Annotated in this window: 20 protein-coding genes, 2 pseudogenes and 1 riboswitch; of the genes and pseudogenes, 11 read left to right on the top strand and 11 right to left on the bottom strand. The window is 52.7% G+C overall.

What is annotated here, in order from left to right; translation table 11 throughout:
- The first annotated feature begins 664 nt into the window (after positions 1-664).
- Together purH and purD are read left to right on the top strand one after the other, a co-directional pair.
- Complete coding sequence (gene purH, locus A7090_RS00120) at positions 665-2,254, top strand: bifunctional phosphoribosylaminoimidazolecarboxamide formyltransferase/IMP cyclohydrolase (protein WP_105272566.1); 1,590 nt, start codon at positions 665-667, stop codon at positions 2,252-2,254.
- An 11-nt stretch (positions 2,255-2,265) separates the two neighbouring features.
- Positions 2,266-3,555, top strand: coding sequence for a phosphoribosylamine--glycine ligase (purD, locus tag A7090_RS00115; RefSeq protein WP_105272565.1), 1,290 nt, complete (start codon positions 2,266-2,268; stop codon positions 3,553-3,555).
- On the opposite strand, the pseudogene A7090_RS00110 reads toward purD, so the two are convergent.
- Positions 3,552-4,248: pseudogene (locus tag A7090_RS00110) on the bottom strand (sigma 54-interacting transcriptional regulator); the annotation flags it as partial. The gene purD and the pseudogene A7090_RS00110 sit on opposite strands and share 4 nt — an antisense overlap.
- Before the next feature lie 35 nt (positions 4,249-4,283).
- A pseudogene (gene zraS, locus A7090_RS00105) lies at positions 4,284-5,114 on the bottom strand (two-component system sensor histidine kinase ZraS); the annotation flags it as partial.
- A 237-nt stretch (positions 5,115-5,351) separates the two neighbouring features.
- On the opposite strand from zraS, the gene zraP reads away from it, so the two are divergent.
- A complete protein-coding gene (gene zraP, locus A7090_RS00095) occupies positions 5,352-5,774 on the top strand; it encodes a zinc resistance sensor/chaperone ZraP (RefSeq protein WP_105272563.1) in 423 nt (140 codons plus the stop codon).
- Between the two features lies 1 nt (position 5,775).
- Here the strand turns inward: zraP and A7090_RS00090 are convergent, their stop codons facing one another.
- From A7090_RS00090 to nudC, 6 genes are all read right to left on the bottom strand, one after another.
- Complete coding sequence (locus tag A7090_RS00090) at positions 5,776-6,471, bottom strand: DUF1481 domain-containing protein (protein ID WP_105272567.1); 696 nt, start codon at positions 6,469-6,471, stop codon at positions 5,776-5,778.
- A gap of 12 nt (positions 6,472-6,483) precedes the next feature.
- Positions 6,484-6,756, bottom strand: coding sequence for a nucleoid-associated protein HU-alpha (gene hupA, locus A7090_RS00085; RefSeq protein ID WP_001044513.1), 273 nt, complete (start codon positions 6,754-6,756; stop codon positions 6,484-6,486).
- A gap of 171 nt (positions 6,757-6,927) precedes the next feature.
- Complete coding sequence (locus A7090_RS00080; RefSeq protein WP_105272562.1) at positions 6,928-7,533, bottom strand: YjaG family protein; 606 nt, start codon at positions 7,531-7,533, stop codon at positions 6,928-6,930.
- A 42-nt stretch (positions 7,534-7,575) separates the two neighbouring features.
- Positions 7,576-8,247, bottom strand: coding sequence for a deoxyribonuclease V (gene nfi / locus A7090_RS00075; protein ID WP_105272561.1), 672 nt, complete (start codon positions 8,245-8,247; stop codon positions 7,576-7,578).
- A gap of 156 nt (positions 8,248-8,403) precedes the next feature.
- Entirely contained in the window at positions 8,404-9,468 is a 1,065-nt protein-coding gene (gene hemE / locus A7090_RS00065) for a uroporphyrinogen decarboxylase (protein WP_105272560.1), read from the bottom strand.
- Positions 9,469-9,507: 39 nt separating this feature from the next.
- Positions 9,508-10,281: an NAD(+) diphosphatase gene (gene nudC, locus A7090_RS00060; RefSeq protein WP_105272559.1), complete on the bottom strand. Its 774-nt coding sequence runs from the start codon at positions 10,279-10,281 to the stop codon at positions 9,508-9,510.
- Between the two features lie 94 nt (positions 10,282-10,375).
- Between nudC and rsd the strand changes: the two genes are divergently transcribed.
- The 8 genes from rsd to A7090_RS00020 all read left to right on the top strand — a co-directional run bounded on the left by rsd (position 10,376) and on the right by A7090_RS00020 (position 17,414).
- A complete protein-coding gene (gene rsd, locus A7090_RS00055; RefSeq protein ID WP_105272558.1) occupies positions 10,376-10,852 on the top strand; it encodes a sigma D regulator in 477 nt (158 codons plus the stop codon).
- A 51-nt stretch (positions 10,853-10,903) separates the two neighbouring features.
- Positions 10,904-11,004, top strand: a riboswitch (TPP riboswitch).
- 80 nt (positions 11,005-11,084) lie between these two features.
- Positions 11,085-12,980, top strand: coding sequence for a phosphomethylpyrimidine synthase ThiC (gene thiC, locus A7090_RS00050; RefSeq protein WP_105272557.1), 1,896 nt, complete (start codon positions 11,085-11,087; stop codon positions 12,978-12,980).
- Complete coding sequence (gene thiE / locus A7090_RS00045; protein ID WP_105272556.1) at positions 12,980-13,615, top strand: thiamine phosphate synthase; 636 nt, start codon at positions 12,980-12,982, stop codon at positions 13,613-13,615. Before thiC ends, thiE begins: the two co-directional genes overlap by 1 nt.
- Positions 13,608-14,363 (top strand): thiazole biosynthesis adenylyltransferase ThiF, encoded by a 756-nt coding sequence (thiF, locus tag A7090_RS00040; RefSeq protein ID WP_105272555.1) that lies wholly within the window; start codon positions 13,608-13,610, stop codon positions 14,361-14,363. Before thiE ends, thiF begins: the two co-directional genes overlap by 8 nt.
- Positions 14,347-14,547, top strand: coding sequence for a sulfur carrier protein ThiS (thiS, locus tag A7090_RS00035; protein ID WP_105272554.1), 201 nt, complete (start codon positions 14,347-14,349; stop codon positions 14,545-14,547). The genes thiF and thiS overlap by 17 nt, the downstream gene beginning before the upstream one ends.
- Position 14,548: 1 nt before the next feature.
- Positions 14,549-15,319, top strand: a complete 771-nt coding sequence (thiG, locus tag A7090_RS00030) for a thiazole synthase (RefSeq protein ID WP_105272553.1) — start codon at positions 14,549-14,551, stop codon at positions 15,317-15,319.
- Entirely contained in the window at positions 15,316-16,449 is a 1,134-nt protein-coding gene (thiH, locus tag A7090_RS00025) for a 2-iminoacetate synthase ThiH (RefSeq protein ID WP_105272552.1), read from the top strand. The genes thiG and thiH overlap by 4 nt, the downstream gene beginning before the upstream one ends.
- A 329-nt stretch (positions 16,450-16,778) precedes the next feature.
- Positions 16,779-17,414, top strand: a complete 636-nt coding sequence (locus tag A7090_RS00020; protein WP_240246349.1) for a DUF4867 family protein — start codon at positions 16,779-16,781, stop codon at positions 17,412-17,414.
- Positions 17,415-17,444: 30 nt separating this feature from the next.
- Here A7090_RS00020 and A7090_RS00015 read toward each other — a convergent pair whose 3' ends face one another.
- The 3 genes from A7090_RS00015 to rbsK form a co-directional block, all read right to left on the bottom strand.
- The gene (locus A7090_RS00015; RefSeq protein WP_105272550.1) at positions 17,445-20,099 is read right to left on the bottom strand and encodes a hypothetical protein; all 2,655 of its coding nucleotides are present in this window, start codon (positions 20,097-20,099) and stop codon (positions 17,445-17,447) included.
- The gene (locus tag A7090_RS00010; protein WP_105272549.1) at positions 20,092-21,591 is read right to left on the bottom strand and encodes a purine-cytosine permease family protein; all 1,500 of its coding nucleotides are present in this window, start codon (positions 21,589-21,591) and stop codon (positions 20,092-20,094) included. Before A7090_RS00010 ends, A7090_RS00015 begins: the two co-directional genes overlap by 8 nt.
- A 4-nt stretch (positions 21,592-21,595) precedes the next feature.
- Positions 21,596-22,828, bottom strand: a 1,233-nt coding sequence (rbsK, locus tag A7090_RS00005) for a ribokinase (RefSeq protein WP_241957252.1), incomplete at its 5' end; no start/stop codon positions are given.

Genomic DNA, 22,828 nt, shown 5'->3' with positions numbered 1-22,828 from the left:
CCTGAGAACATAGTTCAATCTGAGCCATGATCAAACTCTTCAATTTAAAAGTTTGATGCTCAAAGAATTAAACTTCGTAATGAATTACGTGTTCACTCTTGAGACCTGGTATTCATTTTTCGTCTTGCGACGTTAAGAATCCGTATCTTCGAGTGCCCACACAGATTGTCTGATAAATTGTTAAAGAGCAGTTGCGACGCGGCTTTCAGCTCACTGTCGCGAGTTGGCGTATATTACGCTTTCCTCTTTCAGAGTCAACCCTGAATTTCAGGATTTTTTCTCTTCAACCGAACCGGCTGTTTTTTGTGAAGTGATTCACATCTGCCGTGTCGATGGAGGCGCATTATAGGGAGTTCTCCGCAGGCCGCAATAGAAAAATTGCAAAAAAATGACTGACTGCTGCATTCCCCAGCAAACCCCCGCTTTATACCTTTTTACGCACAGAGTTATCCACAATCATCAATGTAATTTCTGTATTTTTCCCATGGTAACTACTGTCAAAATTGTGATTACCATTGAAAGAGAAAAATTCGCGAGCGTTGCGCAAACGTTTTCGTTACAATGCGGGCAAAAAATAAAGATGCCCCGTTAGGGGCGTTAGCTGAGTTTTTCGCGAAAAATTCAGCTAACGCTCTCTGTAATAGTCAAATCCAGGGGATTTACCATGCAACAACGTCGTCCAGTCCGCCGTGCTCTGCTCAGTGTTTCTGACAAAGCCGGTATCGTCGAATTCGCCCAGGCACTTTCCGCACGCGGTGTGGAGTTGCTGTCTACAGGGGGCACTGCCCGCCTGTTAGCAGAAAAAGGTCTGCCGGTAACCGAAGTTTCCGATTACACCGGTTTCCCGGAGATGATGGATGGACGCGTGAAGACCCTGCATCCGAAAGTACATGGCGGCATTCTGGGTCGTCGCGGCCAGGACGATGCCATTATGGAAGAACATCAGATCCAGCCTATCGATATGGTGGTTGTTAACCTGTATCCGTTCGCCCAGACCGTTGCTCGTGAAGGCTGCTCGCTGGAAGATGCGGTTGAGAACATCGATATCGGCGGCCCGACGATGGTGCGCTCTGCCGCCAAGAACCATAAAGATGTCGCAATCGTGGTGAAGAGCAGCGACTACAACGCCATTATCAATGAGATGGATGCCAACGAAGGTTCGCTTCTGCTTGCAACCCGTTTCGATCTCGCTATCAAAGCCTTCGAACACACCGCCGCCTACGACAGCATGATTGCCAACTACTTCGGCAGCATGGTTCCGGCTTACCACGGTGAAAGCAAAGAAGCCGCCGGTCGTTTCCCGCGCACGCTGAATCTGAACTTCATTAAGAAGCAGGATATGCGCTACGGCGAGAACAGCCACCAGCAGGCTGCCTTCTATATAGAAGAGAATGTGAAAGAAGCCTCCGTTGCCACCGCAACCCAGGTTCAGGGTAAAGCCCTCTCTTATAACAACATCGCCGATACCGATGCGGCGCTGGAGTGCGTGAAAGAGTTCGCCGAGCCGGCATGTGTGATTGTGAAGCACGCCAACCCTTGCGGCGTGGCTATCGGTAATTCCATTCTTGATGCTTACGATCGCGCGTACAAAACCGACCCAACCTCCGCATTCGGCGGCATCATTGCCTTTAACCGCGAGCTGGATGCGGAAACCGCACAGGCCATCATTTCTCGTCAGTTTGTCGAAGTGATCATCGCGCCGTCTGCCAGCGAAGAAGCCCTGAAAATCACTGCCACCAAACAGAACGTGCGCGTCCTGACCTGCGGTCAGTGGGGCGAGCGTGTTCCGGGTCTTGATTTCAAACGCGTGAACGGCGGTCTGCTGGTTCAGGATCGTGACCTGGGCATGGTCAGTGCGGAAGAACTGCGTGTCGTCACCAAACGTCAGCCGACCGAGCAGGAACTGCGTGATGCGCTGTTCTGCTGGAAGGTGGCGAAGTATGTGAAATCCAACGCCATCGTCTATGCCAAAAACAATATGACCATCGGGATTGGTGCAGGCCAGATGAGCCGCGTGTACTCTGCGAAAATCGCCGGTATTAAAGCTGCCGATGAAGGTCTGGAAGTGAAAGGTTCCTCGATGGCTTCTGATGCCTTCTTCCCGTTCCGCGATGGTATTGATGCCGCCGCCGCTGCGGGCGTGACCTGCGTAATCCAGCCTGGCGGTTCTATCCGTGATGACGAAGTGATTGCTGCCGCCGACGAGCACGGTATTGCGATGCTCTTCACCGACATGCGCCACTTCCGCCATTAATGGAGCGACAGATGAAAGTATTAGTGATTGGTAACGGCGGGCGCGAGCACGCGCTGGCCTGGAAAGCGGCGCAATCGCCGCTGGTTGAGACCGTCTTTGTCGCACCGGGTAATGCAGGTACTGCGCTGGAACCCGCGCTGCAAAACGTCGCTATCGGCGTGACCGATATCCCGGCGCTGCTGGATTTCGCGCAAAATGAAAAGATCGATCTGACCATCGTCGGCCCGGAAGCGCCGCTGGTGAAAGGGGTAGTCGATACCTTCCGCGCTGCCGGGCTGAAAATCTTCGGCCCTACCGCAGGTGCCGCGCAACTGGAAGGTTCTAAAGCATTTACCAAAGATTTCCTGGCCCGCCATAAGATCCCTACGGCTGAATACCAGAACTTCACCGAGGTAGAACCAGCGCTGGCGTATCTGCGTGAGAAAGGGGCGCCGATCGTCATTAAAGCTGACGGTCTGGCTGCCGGGAAAGGCGTGATCGTGGCGATGACGCTGGAAGAAGCCGAAGCGGCTGTTCACGATATGCTGGCGGGCAACGCTTTTGGCGACGCGGGTCATCGCATTGTGATCGAAGAGTTCCTCGACGGCGAAGAAGCGAGCTTTATCGTGATGGTGGACGGCGAGCATGTGCTGCCGATGGCCACCAGCCAGGATCACAAACGCGTAGGCGATAAAGATACCGGGCCAAACACTGGCGGGATGGGCGCCTACTCTCCTGCGCCGGTAGTAACCGATGAAGTTCATCAGCGTACGATGGAACGTATCATTTGGCCAACGGTGAAAGGCATGGCGGCAGAAGGCAACACCTACACCGGTTTTCTCTATGCGGGTCTGATGATCGATAAACAGGGCAATCCGAAGGTTATCGAATTTAACTGCCGCTTTGGCGATCCGGAAACCCAGCCGATTATGCTGCGCATGAAGTCCGATCTGGTTGAACTCTGCCTGGCAGCCTGTGAAGGCAAGCTGGACGAGAAAACATCCGAGTGGGATGAGCGCGCTTCTCTCGGCGTGGTGATGGCAGCGGGCGGGTATCCGGGGGATTACCGCACCGGCGATGTGATCCACGGCCTGCCGCTGGAAGAAGTGGCAGGCGGCAAAGTGTTCCACGCGGGCACAAAACTGGTGGATGACGAGCAGGTAGTGACCAGCGGCGGGCGCGTACTGTGCGTCACCGCGCTGGGCCATACCGTAGCAGACGCGCAGAAACGCGCCTATGCCTTAATGACCGATATCCACTGGGATGACTGCTTCTGCCGGCAAGATATCGGCTGGCGCGCTATCGAACGCGAGCAGAACTAACGCGACAGTTTTGCCAATAGCGTTTTGCGCGTAATCCCTAACTGACGGGCGGCTTCAGTTTTGTTGCCGCCCGTTTTCTCCAGCGCCGCCAGAATCACCTCTTTTTCGACCTCCACCAGCGGCTGAATATCCTGACTTTGCGCCAGCGGGATCGGCGTACTGGCAATCGCCAGCGGCAGCTCACGTTCGGAAATATATTCCCCGGTCAGCAGCACCACCGCCCGCTCCACCGCGTTTTCCAGTTCGCGAATATTTCCCGGCCAGTCGTAGTGAATCAGCAGATCCATCGCCTGGGGCGTAAAACCTTTTACCGCCTTGCGATTGCGTTCGGCAAACCGCAGCAGAAAATGGTTAGCCAGCAGAGGAATATCTTCCTGCCTTTACCTCAGCGACAAGATCGCGATGGGTCGCCGCAATCAGCCGGACATCAACCGAAATAGTCTGGTTGCTGCCGACACGCTGAACTTCGCGCTCCTGAATCGCACGCAGTAGACGAACCTGCATCATCGGCGAGATATCGCCAATTTCATCGAGAAACAGCGTGCCGCCGTCTGCCTCAACAAAGCGCCCTTCACGCCGTTTGTCGGCGCCGGTAAACGCTCCTCTTTCGTGACCGAACAATTCAGATTCCAGTAAGGATTCGTTGAGCGCTGCGCAGTTGAGCGTTACCAGCGGCTTTTCACGCCATGCTGACCAATCGCCTGAATAGCATTGAGATAGAGATTCAACAGGACCTGCGCCAGTTGATGCGCTTCGCCGCCTGCGGGTGCGCGCTCGGCAAAGTATTTTGCCAGCCCTTTAATCGAGGAAAGCGGGTTACGAATTTCGTGGGCAACACCTGCCGCCAGATGCCCCAGCGCCACCAGCTTCTCTTTGCGCTTCATTTCATCCTGCAACAGCTGGCGCGAGCGCAGATAGCGGCGATACCAAAAGAATGACAACACGTTTGCCAGCAGTACCGTCGCCAGAGCGAAGAGGATAATCAAGGTGTTTCGCTGCTCACGATCTTCGGCACTCACAATGTTACTGGCATCGAAAGCGATAAAAATTGCTTGTGGTATCGCAACAAACTGCCGCATATGGTGCATCCCGGAAGAATACATAGGTTGAAACTGACGATAAATCTCCAGTACTGGCTCGCCGTCTGCGCTATCGATCCGCCGCCACGCTTCTTCATCTCCCGGATGTAACTGCTGCATTTCCGGCGGGGAATAAAGCTGTTTTCCCACCATGCCGGAATTGCTATGCATCATGATTGTTCCCTGTTCATCCGTGACCGCAAACCAACGCACTCCTGGCTGCCCGGCAATTTCTTCCAGTAAGGCCTGCTGCTGCGCATGATGCATGCGCATCCCCATGCCGACGCGCGAGCCGGATTCGAGAGCGCGGATAAGTACACTGCCTTTTTCCAGCAGCGTTTGTCTGGCTGCGGCAGTCTCGCGCCCATAATCGCGAATCACTGTCACCGCAAACACCCCCACCAGTCCAACAATGACCACGGGGAGGATAGCGCTTAGCCATTTAGCTAAAGCGTCTTTAGAACGTCGCATAAAACGCATCTTCTTCTTTGCCTGTTCATCCCTTTTTGACAGCAGAAATCATGCCATCTTTTATTAGCGCTTACCCCGCGCTGTAACACAAAGGCTTAAGTTTCAATGAGTAAAAATGACTCGTTCCCCACAGCAGGCGAGTCATTTTTACTCGTTTCTCATGCCATATTGTCCGTCATATCAGCGTTTCTCCGTTGGCACGAAAGATGCAATACCCGAAGTAAGACAACCACTGGAGGATTAACCATGAAACGGAACACGAAAATTGCCCTGGTGATAATGGCGCTTTCAGCAATGGCGATGGGATCGACATCTGCATTTGCTCACGGTGGACACGGTATGTGGCAGCAAAATGCCGCGCCTTTGACCAGCGAACAACAGACGGCGTGGCAGAAAATCCATAATGACTTTTACGCTCAAAGCAGCGCACTGCAACAGCAACTGATGACGAAGCGTTATGAATACAATGCTCTGTTAGCCGCAAACCCACCGGATAGCAACAAAATTAACGCGGTCGCCAAAGAGATGGAGAATTTGCGTCAGTCATTAGATGAGTTACGCGTGAAACGGGATATTGCGATGGCTGAAGCGGGTATTCCGCACGGTATGGGAATGGGTTACGGCGGCTGCGGTGGTGGTGGCGGTCATATGGGGATGGGCCACTGGTAAATCAGAACGTTTTCTCGTTGGGTTGCCAGCGACAGAAATCAGAGTTTGCCACCAGCAGTAATTGCGAACCTTCGGGGGCTTCCAGCCATGCCACGCTGACATCAACAGAAGAGCGGCTCTGGCGGCGCTCGATATGCGCGATCGCCTGCGAATCTAAATCAGGTTTAATGGTTTGCCCTTCGCAGGTGGTCACGGTCTGTTCCATCGCATGCCAGCGCCCCTGGCGCAGCACGACTCTCCCCTGACGTAAGGCATCACTAATCTGGCGGATCTGATCAGCACGATAACGGTATAAATCGATTTGGTCGTTAGAAAGCTGCTGCTTTTCCCCATCGGATTCACGTTGCATAAAGCTCAGATCGCCGCGATCGTCAAAACGTGCGTGAATATTCACCGGCGGTTTGCTGTAAACATTGATATTGATAAGCGTGAGGTTATCGCCCTGCCAGCGATACTCTCGCATCGTGGTATCGCCACTGCGCCACGGGCTAAACACGGCAAGCAGATGCACATTATCGCCGCTGTCTTTTCGCCAGATGCGTACCGCGCCCTGATCTTCAGCAAAACCACTGGCGGTAAAGGGAGGAAGTGAAGCGTTGTGACTACAGGCAGTGAGCAACAGAGCACCAGCCAGCATCAATGATCGACGCCAGAAAGACAAAAGGGGTGAAACCACCCCTTCGTTAAAACTGTTCACTGCCACGCAATCTTACTTAACTGCGTCTTTCAGTGCCTTGCCAGAAACAAATGCCGGTACGTTAGCTGCGGCAATTTTGATTTCTTTACCGGTCTGCGGGTTGCGGCCAGTACGCTCAGCGCGGTGGTTCACTTTGAAGGTACCGAAACCAACCAGTTGTACAGCATCGCCTTCTTTCAGAGACTCAGTAATTGCAGCCAGAGTGGACTCCAGAGCAGCTTTAGCCTGGGTTTTAGACAGTTCTGCTTTCTCTGCAATTACATCAATCAGTTGAGTCTTGTTCATAAGTTATCCTTACAATGTGTTTATCGCTTGCTAAGCATCGAGTGCGATGGAAATGCCAGAATAGCACTCTCCTGCATACACGCACCGATAGCCACTTTTTTTCGCCCCCCAAATGTAGACCAGACGGGGGGCGAAAGGGAAGACTCCAGGTACGACAAATCAGGCGTTAAATCACGTTTTCTGGTCTTGTTGCTGAAAAATTATACCAATATTGCTCTCGCCCGCCTCACGCAGGTCTGCCCTAAGGCCTTTTATCAGCTCGATATCGCGTTCTTCGCACTCAGCTAAAAGTCGGAATATTTCCCACTGAATGTCCCATTCTTGCTCTACAGCTGGGTTTTCTTTCAGCTCTTCATCGCTCATTTCGCGACCAGCCTGAGTCATTTCCAACATCGCAACAGTGGTGATGGAGGCCTTACTCACTTCCACCGCGTGCTCTCGCGTTTCGCCACTCAAACGCGAATGGACCAGTTCACTTAACGCTACGCAGGCATCGATTGCCGGATAAACGCCGTACAGATCGAAATCGTCGGCTGAAGGAATCGCTTCTTCAAATTTCTCCAGTTGGCTGTCGAAATTCACTTTTGCGTCTTTGACGGTCAGCGTTTCCCAGATGAGATCGAGAATGCGGCGGTAAATTTGCCCATCACCAAAACCGGTTTGCTGGCAGAACATAGCGTAATTGGGGTACATGCGTTCGCATAAGCAAGCCATGAAAGTGACATGCTGCCAGCTTTCCAGGCGCTCCAGACGCAGATGAATTGGGTTTTGTAACATGTTGAGTTCTCAAATACGGAAATTATCCGCAGTTTACCTGAATCAGGGCTGATTTGCTGTATAGCGCACAAACGCCGGACGTTCCGAAGCCACCGCGTCTGCCCAGCGCGTTGGTTCCGGCAGACGATAGCCTTTCATGCAGCGTTGTACCCACGCCAGTGCGCTATCCACGCTGACCCGATGGCCAGTCGCGATAAATAGCGGGTTACAGCGCACTTTGCTGCGCCAGACCCAGGCCAGCTGCTCGTCTTTATCCATCAACGGTGCCAGCGCACCCGGTTCGCTGGAGAGCGGTTCGAATTTACCGCAGAGCCGTTTTTTCGCCACGCCTATCGTTGGCACATCCACCAGCAAACCAAAGTGGCTGGCGACGCCAAGACGGCGAGGATGCGAGACCCCATGACCATCGACAAACACTAAATCCGGCTTTTGTGACAGCATCTCCCACGCGGCCAGCAACGCAGGATATTCGCGGAACGAGAGAAAACCTGGAATGTAAGGCATGGTGGTGGCGATGCGGGCCACTTTATACTCCACCAGCTCAAGCGAGGGGTATTTCAGCAGCACCATCGCCGCTCGCGTCACTTCCCCGCCCTGCTCAAACCCGACATCGGCTCCGGCGATCAGATCCGGTGGATCTTTATCGAGTCGATCCTCGCGGATCACAGAAGAAGCCAGTTCGATTTGTTGAGCGCGTAATGACGCGAGATCCATAATCGCTCCTTAGAGCCTGGTTCAACAGGCGTAATTGTTGAAGGCAGTTTGAGGCCGGACAGCGCGGAAAAACCGGAGCGTACACGTAGTACGTGAGGATTTTGAGCACTGCCCGGCCTCAAAATGGCAAATAAAATAGCCTGATGGACCAGGCTCTTAGCGGTGATACTGTTCAGACAGTCGATGCACTGCCTCCACAAACACGCCAGCATGTTCTGGTGGCACATCCTGATGAATGCCGTGGCCGAGGTTAAAGACATGGCCTTCGCCGTGACCGAAACCTGCAAGTATAGTCGCTACTTCTTCTTCAATGCGGGCAGGCGGCGCGTATAGCATCGACGGGTCCATATTGCCCTGCAACGCGACTTTATTGCCCACACGGCGGCGCGCATCGGCGATATCCGTTGTCCAGTCGAGGCCCAGCGCATCGCAACCAGTTTCAGCCATAGCTTCCAGCCACTGTCCACCGCCTTTGGTAAACAGCGTGACTGGCACGCGGCGACCGTCGTTCTCACGCAGTAAGCCATCAACAATTTTATGCATGTAATAGAGCGAGAACTGTTGATAATCGCGCCCGGTAAGCACGCCGCCCCAGGTGTCGAAAATCATCACAGCCTGAGCACCGGCTTTAATCTGCGCGTTCAGGTACAGGGTGACGCTTTTCGCCAGTTTATCGAGCAGAGCATGCAGTGCCTGCGGATCGGCATACATCATCTTTTTGATCACCGTGAACGCTTTGCTGCTGCCGCCTTCCACCATATAGGTCGCCAGCGTCCACGGACTGCCGGAAAAACCAATCAGCGGCACTTCGCCTTTCAGTTCGCGACGAATGGTACGCACCGCGTTCATCACGTAACCCAGCTCATCTTCCGGATCCGGAATTGGCAGTTTATCGACATCGGCTTTGCAGGTGACTGGTGAGATAAAACGCGGACCTTCACCGGCTTCAAAATAAAGTCCTAACCCCATCGCGTCCGGAACAGTGAGGATATCGGAAAAGAGGATCGCCGCATCCAACGGGTAGCGGCGCAACGGTTGCAAAGTCACTTCGCACGCCAGCTCGGCGTTTTTACACAGCGCCATAAAATCGCCCGCCTGGGCGCGCGTGGCTTTATATTCCGGTAGATAGCGACCCGCCTGGCGCATCATCCATACAGGAGTGACATCAACGGGCTGGCGCAGCAGCGCCCGCAGATAACGATCGTTTTTAAGTTCGGTCATTTTGGCTGTTCCTTAGTGCGTCAGGCGGTCAGTGTATCATCACTCATACTCTGCCCGACACATCGCCACCGTATCTTCTATCAGACGGCGCGCCACGGTACCGGGCGGTGGAAGTAACGGCAAATCGTCATAGCGATACCAGTTCGCCTCAAGCAATTCTTTCGGGTCGATCACGATGTCGCCGCTGTCATATTCTGCCATAAACGCGGTCATCAACGACTGAGGAAACGGCCACGGCTGGGAAGTCACGTAACGCAAGTTCTTAACTTTAATTCCGCTCTCTTCCATCACTTCACGCGCGACTGCCTGCTCGAGGGTTTCGCCCACTTCGACGAATCCGGCAAGTACCGTATGGACACCGTTACGATGGCGGGTATGCTGGGCGAGGAGGATCGAATCATCGCGACGGATGGCAACAATAATGCAGGGAGCGATTTGCGGGTAGTAACGCTCACGGCAATGGCTGCACAGCATCGCCCATTCGGTTTTGCCTGGATACATTTCATGCCCACAGTAACCACAATATTTATGCGATCGGTAAAACTCTGCCAGTTGTACGCCACGTCCGGCCAGTTGAAACAGCCCAACATCGAGATCAATGACCTGACGTACCGACCCCATATCGTGACGCCGCTGCTGTTGCACTAACCAAACAGGTTCCCCCAGCCATTCACCGATTTGTAGTGCGCGCTGACCCACAAGATCGAAATTTGCCGCTTCGCCATATGGCAATTCTCCCTTCGGCAACCATAATTTTTGTTCATGGCTGACGACCCACCAGCCGTGATCTAATTTTTCAATTATACGATCCATAGCTCTTGCACTACCTTTGCATCACTGGCATGTTTAACATGGTTTTTACATTTCTCACTGAGCAGTTTTTGAATACAAACTTGCGGAGTCAATCATGCTTAACCAGCTCGATAACCTGACGGAGCGCGTCAGAGGAAGTAACAAACTGGTTGATCGCTGGCTACATGTACGTAAGCATCTGCTCGTGGCTTACTACAATCTGGTTGGCATTAAGCCTGGCAAAGAATCGTACATGAGGTTAAACGAAAAAGCCCTTGATGATTTTTGTCAAAGCCTGGTCGATTACTTGTCTGCCGGACATTTCAGTATTTATGAGCGTATTCTTCATAAGCTGGAAGGCAACGGGCAACTCGCGCACGCCGCGAAGATTTGGCCACAACTCGAAGCCAATACCCAACAGATTATGGATTACTACGATTCCAGCCTGGAAACTGCCATCGATCATGATAATTACCTTGAGTTTCAACAGGTTTTATCTGACATCGGCGAGACACTGGAAGCGCGCTTTGTGCTGGAAGATAAGCTGATTCTGCTGGTGCTTGACGCAGCCTGCGTCAAACATCCTGCTTGAGTTCTGCGCTGTTAACGCGTAATTTACATTCAACGCCCCGTTTGCGGGGCTAATTTCTTGTCGGAGTGCCTTAACTGGCTGAGACCGTTTATTCGGGATCCGCGGAACCTGATCAGGCTAATACCTGCGAAGGGAACAAGAGTTAATCTGCTATCGCATCGCCTTTGCGGCGATCGTCTCTTGCTTCATCCGTCGTCTGACAAGCCACGTCCTTAACTTTTTGGAATGAGCTATGTCTGCAACAAAACTGACCCGCCGTGAACAACGCGCCCAGGCCCAACATTTTATCGACACCCTAGAAGGCACCGCCTTTCCCAACTCAAAACGCATTTACATCACCGGCACACAGCCTGGAGTGCGCGTGCCGATGCGTGAGATCCAGCTTAGCCCGACGCTAATTGGCGGCAGCAAAGAACAGCCTCAGTACGAAGAAAACGAAGCGATTCCGGTCTACGACACCTCCGGTCCGTATGGCGATCCGCAGATCGTCATTAACGTGCAGCAAGGGCTGGCAAAACTACGCCAGCCGTGGATCGATGCGCGCGGTGATACTGAAAAACTTACCGTACGCAGTTCCGATTACACTAAAGCGCGGCTGGCAGATGATGGCCTCGACGAGCTGCGTTTTAGCGGCGTATTAACGCCAAAACGCGCTAAAACAGGACGCCGCGTCACACAACTGCACTACGCCCGCCAGGGCATCATCACGCCGGAAATGGAATTCATCGCCATCCGCGAGAATATGGGCCGCGAGCGTATCCGCAGCGAAGTTTTGCGCCACCAGCATCCGGGAATGAGCTTTGGCGCACGTCTGCCGGAAAATATCACTGCGGAATTTGTCCGTGATGAAGTTGCTGCCGGACGTGCGATTATCCCGGCCAACATTAATCATCCGGAATCGGAGCCGATGATTATTGGTCGCAATTTCCTGGTAAAAGTTAACGCCAATATCGGCAACTCGGCGGTCACCTCTTCCATCGAAGAAGAAGTGGAAAAGCTGGTATGGTCCACGCGCTGGGGAGCGGATACGGTGATGGATCTCTCCACCGGTCGCTATATTCACGAAACCCGCGAGTGGATTTTGCGTAACAGCCCGGTGCCGATTGGAACAGTGCCGATCTACCAGGCCCTGGAGAAGGTTAACGGGATCGCCGAAGATCTTACCTGGGAAACGTTCCGCGACACGCTGCTGGAACAGGCCGAGCAAGGTGTGGACTACTTCACTATCCATGCAGGCGTACTGCTGCGCTACGTACCGATGACCGCGAAACGCCTGACCGGTATCGTCTCTCGCGGCGGTTCGATTATGGCGAAATGGTGCCTCTCCCATCATCAGGAAAATTTCCTCTATCAACACTTCCGCGAAATTTGTGAAATCTGTGCCGCTTATGACGTTTCGCTGTCGCTGGGCGACGGTCTGCGCCCCGGTTCTATTCAGGACGCCAACGATGAAGCGCAGTTTGCCGAGCTGCATACGCTGGGCGAACTGACCAAAATTGCCTGGGAATATGATGTGCAGGTGATGATTGAAGGCCCAGGCCACGTGCCGATGCAGATGATCCGCCGCAATATGACCGAGGAGTTAGAGCACTGCCACGAAGCGCCGTTTTACACTCTGGGGCCGCTAACTACCGATATTGCGCCGGGCTATGACCACTTCACGTCGGGGATTGGTGCGGCGATGATTGGCTGGTTTGGCTGCGCGATGCTCTGTTACGTAACGCCAAAAGAGCATCTGGGTCTGCCTAATAAAGAAGATGTTAAGCAGGGGCTTATCACCTATAAGATTGCCGCCCACGCCGCTGACCTGGCGAAAGGGCATCCGGGCGCGCAAATTCGCGATAACGCCATGTCGAAAGCCCGCTTCGAATTTCGCTGGGAAGACCAGTTTAATCTGGCCCTCGACCCGTTTACCGCCCGCGCTTATCACGATGAAACCCTGCCGCAAGAGTCAGGTAAAGTCGCCCATTTTTGCTCCATGTGTGGGCCGAAATTCTGCTCGATGAAAATCAGCCAGGAAGTGCGTGATTACGCCGCCACGCAAACTATTGAAATGGGAATGGCGGATATGTCGGAGAACTTCCGTGCCAGAGGCGGAGAAATCTACCTGCGTAAGGAGGAAGCGTGATGTATCAGCCTGATTTTCCTGGCGTACCTTTTCGTTTAGGACTGTACCCGGTGGTGGACAGCGTACAGTGGATCGAACGTCTGTTGGATGCAGGCGTACGTACTCTCCAGCTACGCATCAAAGATCGACGCGATGTAGAGGTGGAAGCCGATGTCGTGGCGGCAATTGCGCTGGGCCGCCGCTATAACGCGCGGTTATTTATCAACGATTACTGGCGGCTGGCGATTAAACATCAGGCGTATGGCGTCCATCTGGGACAGGAAGATTTGCAAGCCACCGATCTCAACGCCATCCGCGCGGCAGGCCTGCGGCTGGGCATTTCGACTCATGATGACATGGAGATCGACGTTGCGCTGGCAGCACGTCCTTCTTATATCGCGCTGGGACATGTATTCCCGACGCAAACCAAACAGATGCCTTCTGCACCGCAGGGGCTGGAACAGCTGGCACGGCACATTGAGCGCCTGGCAGATTATCCCACCGTGGCGATTGGCGGTATCAGTCTGGCACGCGCGCCTGCGGTAATGGCGACGGGGGTCGGCAGTATCGCCGTCGTCAGCGCCATTACCCAGGCGACAGACTGGCGTTTGGCAACGGCACAGTTGCTGGAAATTGCAGGAGTTGGCGATGAATGACCGTGACTTTATGCGTTATAGCCGCCAAATCCTGCTCGACGATATCGCTCTTGACGGGCAGCAAAAACTGCTCGACAGCCAGGTGCTGATTATCGGCCTTGGCGGGCTGGGGACACCTGCCGCGCTGTATCTGGCGGGAGCTGGTGTCGGGACGCTGGTACTGGCAGATGACGACAATGTGCATTTAAGCAATCTGCAACGACAAATCCTCTTTACCACTGAAGATATCGATCGCCCGAAATCGCAGGTCTGCCAACAGCGACTGACACAGTTGAATCCCGATATTCAACTGACAGCATTACAACAACGATTAACGGGTGAGGCATTAAAAAATGCGGTAGCGCGGGCCGATGTGGTGCTCGACTGTACCGACAATATGGCGACTCGCCAGGAGATTAATGCTGCGTGCGTGGCATTGAGCACACCACTTATCACCGCCAGCGCGGTCGGATTCGGCGGTCAGTTGATGGTACTGACGCCGCCCTGGGAGCAAGGGTGTTACCGCTGCCTGTGGCCAGATAACCAGGAGCCAGAGCGTAACTGCCGCACGGCGGGCGTAGTTGGCCCAGTGGTCGGGGTTATGGGTACTTTGCAGGCACTGGAAGCGATTAAATTATTGAGCGGTATAGAGACGCCTGCGGGAGAACTCCGACTGTTTGACGGTAAATCGAGCCAGTGGCGCCGCCTGGCGTTGCGCCGCGCCAACGGTTGCCCGGTATGTGGAGGATGCAATGCAGATCCTGTTTAACGATCAACCGATGCAGTGCGCCGCCGGACAAACTGTTCAAGAACTGCTGGAACAACTCGATCAACGACAAGCGGGCGCAGCACTGGCGATTAATCAACAAATCGTCCCGCGTGAGCAGTGGGCGCAACATATCGTGCAGGATGGCGACCAGATCCTGCTTTTTCAGGTTATTGCAGGGGGTTGAGATGTTACGTATTGCGGACAAAACGTTTGATTCACATCTGTTTACCGGCACCGGGAAATTCGCCTCTTCACAACTGATGATGGAGGCGATCCGTGCTTCCGGCAGCCAACTGGTGACGCTGGCGATGAAACGCGTCAACTTGCGCCAACACAACGACGCTATCCTCGATCCACTTATCGCGGCGGGTGTGACACTGCTGCCGAATACTTCCGGGGCGAAAACAGCGGAAGAAGCCATTTTCGCCGCCCATCTGGCACGTGAAGCATTAGGCACAAACTGGCTAAAACTAGAGATTCATCCGGACGCACGCTGGCTGTTGCCCGATCCCATCGAAACCCTGAAAGCTGCTGAAACGCTGGTGCAACAGGGATTTATCGTGCTGCCTTACTGCGGTGCCGATCCGGTGTTATGCAAACGCCTGGAAGACGTGGGCTGTGCAGCGGTGATGCCGCTCGGCGCACCGATTGGCTCGAATCAGGGGCTGGAAACCCGTGCCATGCTGGAGATTATTATCCAGCAAGCCACGGTTCCGGTGGTCGTCGATGCTGGCATCGGCGTTCCCAGCCATGCCGCGCAGGCGCTGGAAATGGGCGCCGATGCGGTGTTAGTGAATACGGCGATTGCCGTCGCGGACGATCCCGTCAACATGGCGAAAGCATTCCGTCTGGCGGTAGACGCTGGCCTGCTGGCACGTCAGGCCGGACCTGGCAGCCGCAGTCATTTTGCTCATGCCACCAGCCCGCTGACCGGATTTCTGGAGGCATCAGCATGAAAACCTTCAGCGATCGCTGGCGACAACTGGACTGGGACGATATTCGCCTGCGTATCAACAGCAAAACGGCTGCTGACGTAGAGCGGGCACTAAATGCCTCGCAACTCACCCGCGACGATATGATGGCGCTGTTATCGCCTGCCGCCGGTGAATACCTGGAACCACTGGCTCAACGGGCGCAGCGTCTGACCCGTCAACGATTTGGCAACGTCGTCAGTTTCTATGTCCCGCTTTATCTTTCCAATCTTTGCGCGAACGACTGCACTTACTGCGGATTTTCCATGAGCAATCGCATCAAGCGCAAAACGCTGGATGAAGTGGATATTGCCAGGGAAAGCGCCGCTATACGGGAGATGGGCTTTGAACATCTACTGTTAGTCACCGGTGAACATCAGGCGAAAGTGGGGATGGATTACTTTCGTCGTCATCTCCCTGCCCTGCGAGCACAATTCTCTTCACTACAGATGGAAGTGCAACCGCTGGCAGAGGAGGAATATGCCGAGTTAAAACAGCTTGGCCTGGATGGGGTGATGGTTTATCAGGAGACGTATCACGAGGCGACATATGCCCGCCATCATCTGAAAGGCAAAAAACAGGACTTCTTCTGGCGGCTGGAAACGCCGGATCGGCTGGGCCGTGCGGGGATTGATAAGATAGGCCTCGGCGCGCTGATCGGCCTTTCCGACAACTGGCGCGTTGACTGCTATATGGTTGCCGAGCATTTGCTATGGCTGCAACAGCATTACTGGCAAAGCCGTTACTCGGTCTCCTTCCCACGCCTGCGCCCATGTACTGGCGGGATTGAACCTGCATCGATTATGGATGAACGCCAGTTAGTGCAAGCTATCTGCGCCTTCCGGCTGCTTGTGCCGGAGATTGAACTCTCCCTCTCCACGCGGGAATCACCGTGGTTTCGCGATCGCGTTATCCCGCTGGCTATCAACAACGTCAGCGCTTTTTCGAAAACGCAGCCAGGTGGCTATGCCGACAATCACCCCGAGCTGGAACAGTTCTCACCGCACGACGATCGCAGACCAGAAGCGGTTGCTGCCGCGTTAACCGCTCAGGGTTTGCAGCCGGTATGGAAAGACTGGGACAGCTATCTGGGACGAGCCTCGCAAAGGCCATGAGACGGAATGTAAGAACGTAAATTTATTCCGAGGCACTACGGAAGATGGAAAACGCAAGATTGTTGAAAACGTTGTGTTTTTTTATGGTAGTGCCGTCAGCAGGAATGTTGTCCAGGGCGAAAAGCTTCTTCCTCGTTTCGCCCTGCCTTTCTTAAAATAACGGTTCAATACGCTATTTCATTAGCGCCCGCAAAAACATTCATTAATATGGCAATTATTTCAACAAAGAAGGCGCAAGGTTTTAATTGCAAAGCAAGATCGCCGTCAAAAAAAGAGAATGCACTATCAGGATATAATATTTCCTTTACAAAAATATGAACCCGGACATCATGACAGCTTACCCCAAAAAGGCATTATCGATTCATAGTGATGATTTTTACTCATACGGAAACGTAATTTCTGCAATAAATGTAGATCTACTGCTTAAATACCTTAACGATGAAATTTCTGTGCCAGCGGATCAGGTGGCATATGTCAGAAGCGATGATCGCTTAAACCAATACCCCGCCGTGAGCGACATTCAGCGCAAAATCTACGGTGATATGCCCGTTCAGGCGGGGTACGTTTGTGGGGTAAATCTCGCCCAGGATGGCTTTGAATATCACCAGGGGAGTGAAGTTATTATCGCCGCCAGCGACTTTTTCCTGTTTTTAGGTAAACGAGAGTTGATGCAGGGCGATACATTTAATAGCGAACTTGCAGAACCATTTTTTATTCCAGCAAAATCGGTGGTTGAACTTTATAGCACAACGCTACATTACTGCCCCATTAGTATAAATGCACAACCTTTTAACGCAGCAATTATTCTTCTTGATGGAACTAATGAAGATATAGACGGTAACAATAAACACGCAATATTGAGCAAACGAAATACCTGGTTTATCGCCCATGAAAGTTTCACTGAGCATCCTTGCCCACTATTAAAAGGGCCACATCTTTGCGCTAATGATATTACTCAGGGGTAAAAATGGCGAAGATTTCTCTTCGCCTCTTCTTTACCCGGCAATTACCGCCACGCTGTCTTTTGTTCGCACGCGTGGTGGCATGGTTAAACCGCAGCGATCCCACTCATTCCCCTGCCATGCACTCGCAGAATAATAATGGTTCGCAGCCGATGGGTAGACCACTACCACCAATTCATTATGCTTTTTCAGTAAAGATTGTGGCAAGGTGAAGCGATATTCCGGCCAGCCCTTTTCGGCAATTAACGTATCGTTAAGCCAGATAGCGACACTTCCCTGCACTTGCGGTAAATAAAGCTCAATATCGTCGGTAATCGTCTCCAGCGCAAAGCGTAACTGGTAGCGTCCCGGACCACACCACGTCTCCATCCCCTGCTGCTCCCACCCTTTTGTTACCTCAACGGGTCGGGAAACGTTATCCACCAGCAGTTGCCAGTGCTTATCCAGCACCACCTCGTGGCGACTTTCCGCTACCTGTAATGAGAAGCAGCGGACCTGCCAAGGTTCGATTTGTAGCGGATAACTTCCCGCGAGATGCTCTTCCAGTACTGAAACCTCTCCCGTTGCAAGGTGCCACTCCGACAACTGCCCGCAGAGGCCAGGAAAATGTAACCAGCCGTAGAGTGGGGTATCTCCGTCGTTAAATACGCTGACGTAACGCGATGTTTCATCCTGGGTGATTCGCGTCCAGACGGCAGTTTTCCGGGATGGATAATCAACAAAGGGGCGGTCGTTTTTCAGCGTGTCGGCCAGAGTGCTGCACTGCGGTTGCGCCTTAATCAGTTTTTGCAGCCTTTCAGTGAGAGAAAGGTCTTCACCTTTTTCCTCACTATATGCCGCAAGCTCACCGGCGATCAGAAGCTGGCCGCCGCCAGCGACAAAGCGCTCCAGCTGGCTCAGCGTAGCGGCTGATTTCACCACCTTAACGTCCGCTAACAGAAGCGCCGGGAAATTCATGCCGTTAATGCGCGTTCCATCAGCCTGGAGCAAATTCTCTTCATCAATAAAGAAATATTCAAATCCCTGAGCGCTAAGTTGTTTTGCCCAATATTCGCCTGACTGCCCTTCGTTGCCATCCACGCCACAGTGCCAGAAAGTCCGTTTGGGATAGAGTACGCCAACATCAACGTACGGCTCTCCCAGCTCAAGAAATTCGGCAAGGCGACCAGATTCCTGAGCAAACCCGGCGTGGAAGGTGTACCAGGGCTGGAAGTTAACGCCCGGCGCAAAATCGAAACGCGGGTTACTTAAAACATCGTCATTTGCCTTCCCATCCGTCAGCCAGAACGCGTGCATCAAAAATTGCCGCGCGCCGAGGAGGTGATGGCGCAATGCCTGCGACCGGATGTCATGTAGTGAAATTTCCCACTGTCCGGCGGCAAAATGCGTGCCTGGCTTCACCCGCGCATAATATTGTTCAACAATGCACCCTTTACGCCCGTGGGCGCGCGCCACGGAGTCGCCAACCTTCGCGGCCATCTGCGGCTCGCTATTTCGCGAATCGACCGCCGTAATATCCCGCCAGCCATCAAGAACAAAGTAATCCATAGCAAAATTACACCGGTTATCTTCGGTAATGATTTTACTGGCAAAATTCCAGCTACTGACGTGACCTAATACTTCATGACCACTTAGCTGAATTCCCTGCTGGTGCGCCCATTCTGACAACGTACCAAAAAAAGCCTGCATCGACTGTCTGGAATAACAGGAAAACAGCTCGCAGCGCCGACGTGCGGTACGACTGCCAATATCCATAACTAAGGACATCAGGTTTTCTGCCAGGCAGCAAGGTGCCTGTTGCAATGCCTCAATGAACCTTTTTTCATACATTAAGGAGGATTTGACAGCGCCAGTATGTTCATTCCATTGCCAGAAACAGGCGTGTGGCTGGTCGAAAAAGAGATACGCCACCGTCTTACCAAAATGATCGCCAAAAGCGCGGGCGTAAGGTTCATAGCCGACACGAATAAAATTTTCTGCCGCTTCGGGCATCAGGTAATTAATCATCCGTGAGGTCAGGCAACGTGCTGCGGCAAAGAGCGTAATCACCGTGTCCGCTCCCCAGGGCAGGTCGCTTCCCGTAAAGGTGACCTCAAATTCCTCTGTGGTTACTTCTGTGATGCGAGCTAATGAAGAAACATCAACAATTTCATCCGCATTGCACTGCCCCGATGAAGAGGTGGCATACGCGGCGACAATTTCCCATTCATCCCACGCCGGTTTACCGCCAGCAAAAATCCACTTCATTCCACACTGCTGTAGCGCCTGCGCATCCGCAGAGCGAATTCCGGAAAGGCGACATGTCAGTACATCTGCAGATCGACTGGACTGGCTCCAGAAAAGATGGCGCTCACGCAACTCGTCTCTCCCTTCTACGGTCCTTCCTCCGGCGTGCCCGGAAAGCCAGTTGTAATCATCGTAGATGCCCATCATCAGCCCCATACTAGCAGCTTTATCAGCCGTATAGCGGCAGGCTGCCAGCCACTCCTCACTGAGATAACTCTCCAGCGGAAGGCTCAGACGTGCGGCTATCTGAAATGAACCATACCCTCCCGCCTGCAATTGCCTCAGTTGGATGTCGATCTGATTTTTGTCCGGAATGGTATGCCAGAACCAGTAGGTTGCAGGCAGGTGCCATACATCAGGATTTTTAAAGTTTTGGTGCGCCTGTGCTAACGAATCATTCATGACTTTCCCCCTTCTTAATCGGTGGAACATCACAATGGCAAATGTATGTCAAAATGGCATACAGCGCCGCGCCCACTAGCATCGCCACCACCACGCCAATATTTGCTGTCGCAAATACGCTGGTTTTGGTTTCTGCCGTCAGTAAGAAGCCAACCAGGTGAGCAATCCACGGATCGCCGGAGGTGATGGTTCCCATGCCGATAACTGAGGCAACAAACAGCGACAATAGTGCTGTCCAGCGACCGTTACGCCCGCCAAGCCCGGCAGGCTGCGCCATATCGGTGTTCCAGTGCAAGCGCTTTTGCCGGGAAAAATCGACAAGCTGGATTGCGCCCATAGATCCCAACACTACAGATACCGTCGCCAGGAATGACTGAAAAGTTGCGAGGAACGAGTCAGAAACAAACAATAAGTAGAAGGCACCGAATGCGATTATGACCGCATTTATCGCAGTGGTGGTTGAACGGCTGGCTGGAACGCCCATTGCCAGCAATGCGAGACCCGAGCTGTAAACACCTGTAATGGCTGCCGCCAGCAAGGAGATGATGATCACGATTGAAAACGGCACATAGAACCAAAACGGCAGGAACGAGGTCAAGGCCGCAATCGGTTCGGAAGCCGCGGCACCGCTCAGTTCCGGATTACTATCGGCCAGCAGGACACCTAAAATCAGCAGGATGGAGACCGGAAGCGAAATCCCAAGCGACGTCCAGAAAATCACTTTCCCGGCAGTGGTTTTGCGAGGAAGGTAGCGGGCGAAATCACCGCCATAGTTGAGAAACCCCAGCCCAACCATCGTCATTGCCATAACCATGCCGCCGATAAACGTTAAAAATCCGGCATCGGGTGCGCCTCCTGTCTGCGACCAGTGAATATGCGGCAGGATCAAGATAATAAAGATGATGCTCATTCCACCCGTTAACCATGCAATATACTTTTCTACCTTCATGATGAGCTGGTGGCCGTAGATGGCAACGGACATGGTCAACACTAAGGTCACCACGAACCAGCCTAACAGGCACCCTAAGGTAGGGTGACCGTTTTCTGCTGCAAATACGGTTGGCCATAACCTGGCAAAGAGGGCGGCACCCGTAGTTGAGGACAGCGTAATAATGGTGATTTTCCAGCCCATATTGGAAATATAGGCAAATAAAGTGGGGATCTTATTCCCATGATAACCAAAGGCAAATCGGGTCTGCGTTAAGGTAGGCAGCCCGGTGCGTGGCCCGCCAACGGCCAAAACCCCGACCAGTGTGCTAGATAAAAAATAGCCCACAACACCGGCAACAATCGCCTGCCAGAGGCTTAACCCCAGTGAGTAAACATAAATCCCATAGGTAATACCGAGGATAGAGACATTCCATGAAAACCAGATCGGGAAAAGTCCGGCAGGTGAACCATAACGTTCGTTATCACTAACCGGGTTTACCCCATTGGTTTCGACCTTCATCGTACCTGAAGCATCAGACGGGTTCTGGACTTGGCTCGTCATTTTATTACCTCTCATATTGAGCAAGACGTGATAGTACGGCTTCATACTCAGGCATGTTCGATGCGCCTTCCCGCTCGACCGCCAGGGAAGCAAACGCAGAGGCAAATTTTGCTGCACTGAGTAACGGCTGGTCCTGTGCAATCGCGGCAGCAAACGCACCGTTAAACGCATCCCCTGCACCGGTGGTGTCAATACTTACAGCTTTTAGCGCTGGAATATGGGTAAATTGTTCACCGTCATAAATCAGCGCCCCCTGAGAACCCATCGTAATAATGATGTTTTTTGTCCCCATGGATTTTATGGTTTGCGCCGCTTCTTTCGCACTCTCGATATCATTAATTTCAATACCTGACATCAGCGACGCTTCTGTTTCATTCGGGGTCAGATAATCAACATACTGCAGGCATTCTTTTGCCCGGTTAGAATAAGGGGCCGGGTTAAGGATAGTTTTCACGCCCGACCGATGCGCCATATTTAGTGCCAGCGCGGTTGCTTCAAAGTTATTTTCCAGCTGCGTCAGAAATATTTTGGCATCCGTTAACTCACCCGCAATACTGGCAACTTCTGCATCAGTAATATATTGGTTGGCACCAGAATAAATCGCGATCTTATTTTCACCCTCAGGCTCTGAAACATATATTATGGCGCTTCCTGTTTTATGCTCTTCGTCCTGGTAGAGGATAAAGCTGCGAATGTCGGATGAAGAGAGATGATCATGCGCCATCTGGCCGAAATGGTCGTTGCCAACTTTGCCGACAAAGTGTACTTGTACGGGGCATTTGCTGGCTGCCATCGCCTGGTTTGCGCCCTTACCGCCAGGTCCAATGATGGTATTGCTGGCAAGAATTGACTCGCCGCTTTTAGGGAAGCGATCAACCTTGGCAATAATATCGACATTAAAAGATCCTAATATACAAACTTTGCTTATCATTATTTTCCCTTTTTTGTTTATCATCGAACTTTTTCGCCGGTTGACCTGATTGAGGAACTTTTCAATAGAGGTGCCAACGTTATTAACGGGCTGAGAATGGAAAATCCGACGTAATATTATTGCTCCACCATGACAGCGCTCAACAACCCCTTGCTCCGCTAATAGATTTAAATCATTACGGATTGTTTCCTTACTGACAGAGAATAAAATGGCGAGTTGATTAACCGTAGCCCGCTCATGTTTAGTAACCGGCTCATTTAAACCGTCTGGTCTGTTTCCTCCGGCTCTACAAAAATAATGTCCATC

The organism is Escherichia sp. MOD1-EC7003 (assembly GCF_002965065.1).
In the GTDB taxonomy this organism is placed as follows: Bacteria; Pseudomonadota; Gammaproteobacteria; order Enterobacterales; family Enterobacteriaceae; genus Escherichia.
Note: the sequence above shows the minus strand (reverse complement) of the source record. Positions and strands in the feature narration are given on the sequence as shown.

Coding starts and splice junctions, on each gene's coding strand:
- nudC (WP_105272559.1), bottom strand. CDS start 10,281: ATGGATCGTATAATTGAAAAATTAGATCACGGCTGGTGGGTCGTCAGC.
- thiE (WP_105272556.1), top strand. CDS start 12,980: ATGTATCAGCCTGATTTTCCTGGCGTACCTTTTCGTTTAGGACTGTAC.
- thiH (WP_105272552.1), top strand. CDS start 15,316: ATGAAAACCTTCAGCGATCGCTGGCGACAACTGGACTGGGACGATATT.
- thiS (WP_105272554.1), top strand. CDS start 14,347: ATGCAGATCCTGTTTAACGATCAACCGATGCAGTGCGCCGCCGGACAA.
- rsd (WP_105272558.1), top strand. CDS start 10,376: ATGCTTAACCAGCTCGATAACCTGACGGAGCGCGTCAGAGGAAGTAAC.
- thiC (WP_105272557.1), top strand. CDS start 11,085: ATGTCTGCAACAAAACTGACCCGCCGTGAACAACGCGCCCAGGCCCAA.
- A7090_RS00010 (WP_105272549.1), bottom strand. CDS start 21,591: ATGACGAGCCAAGTCCAGAACCCGTCTGATGCTTCAGGTACGATGAAG.
- A7090_RS00020 (WP_240246349.1), top strand. CDS start 16,779: ATGACAGCTTACCCCAAAAAGGCATTATCGATTCATAGTGATGATTTT.
- A7090_RS00080 (WP_105272562.1), bottom strand. CDS start 7,533: ATGTTACAAAACCCAATTCATCTGCGTCTGGAGCGCCTGGAAAGCTGG.
- zraP (WP_105272563.1), top strand. CDS start 5,352: ATGAAACGGAACACGAAAATTGCCCTGGTGATAATGGCGCTTTCAGCA.
- thiG (WP_105272553.1), top strand. CDS start 14,549: ATGTTACGTATTGCGGACAAAACGTTTGATTCACATCTGTTTACCGGC.
- purH (WP_105272566.1), top strand. CDS start 665: ATGCAACAACGTCGTCCAGTCCGCCGTGCTCTGCTCAGTGTTTCTGAC.
- purD (WP_105272565.1), top strand. CDS start 2,266: ATGAAAGTATTAGTGATTGGTAACGGCGGGCGCGAGCACGCGCTGGCC.
- A7090_RS00015 (WP_105272550.1), bottom strand. CDS start 20,099: ATGAATGATTCGTTAGCACAGGCGCACCAAAACTTTAAAAATCCTGAT.
- nfi (WP_105272561.1), bottom strand. CDS start 8,247: ATGGATCTCGCGTCATTACGCGCTCAACAAATCGAACTGGCTTCTTCT.
- hemE (WP_105272560.1), bottom strand. CDS start 9,468: ATGACCGAACTTAAAAACGATCGTTATCTGCGGGCGCTGCTGCGCCAG.
- hupA (WP_001044513.1), bottom strand. CDS start 6,756: ATGAACAAGACTCAACTGATTGATGTAATTGCAGAGAAAGCAGAACTG.
- thiF (WP_105272555.1), top strand. CDS start 13,608: ATGAATGACCGTGACTTTATGCGTTATAGCCGCCAAATCCTGCTCGAC.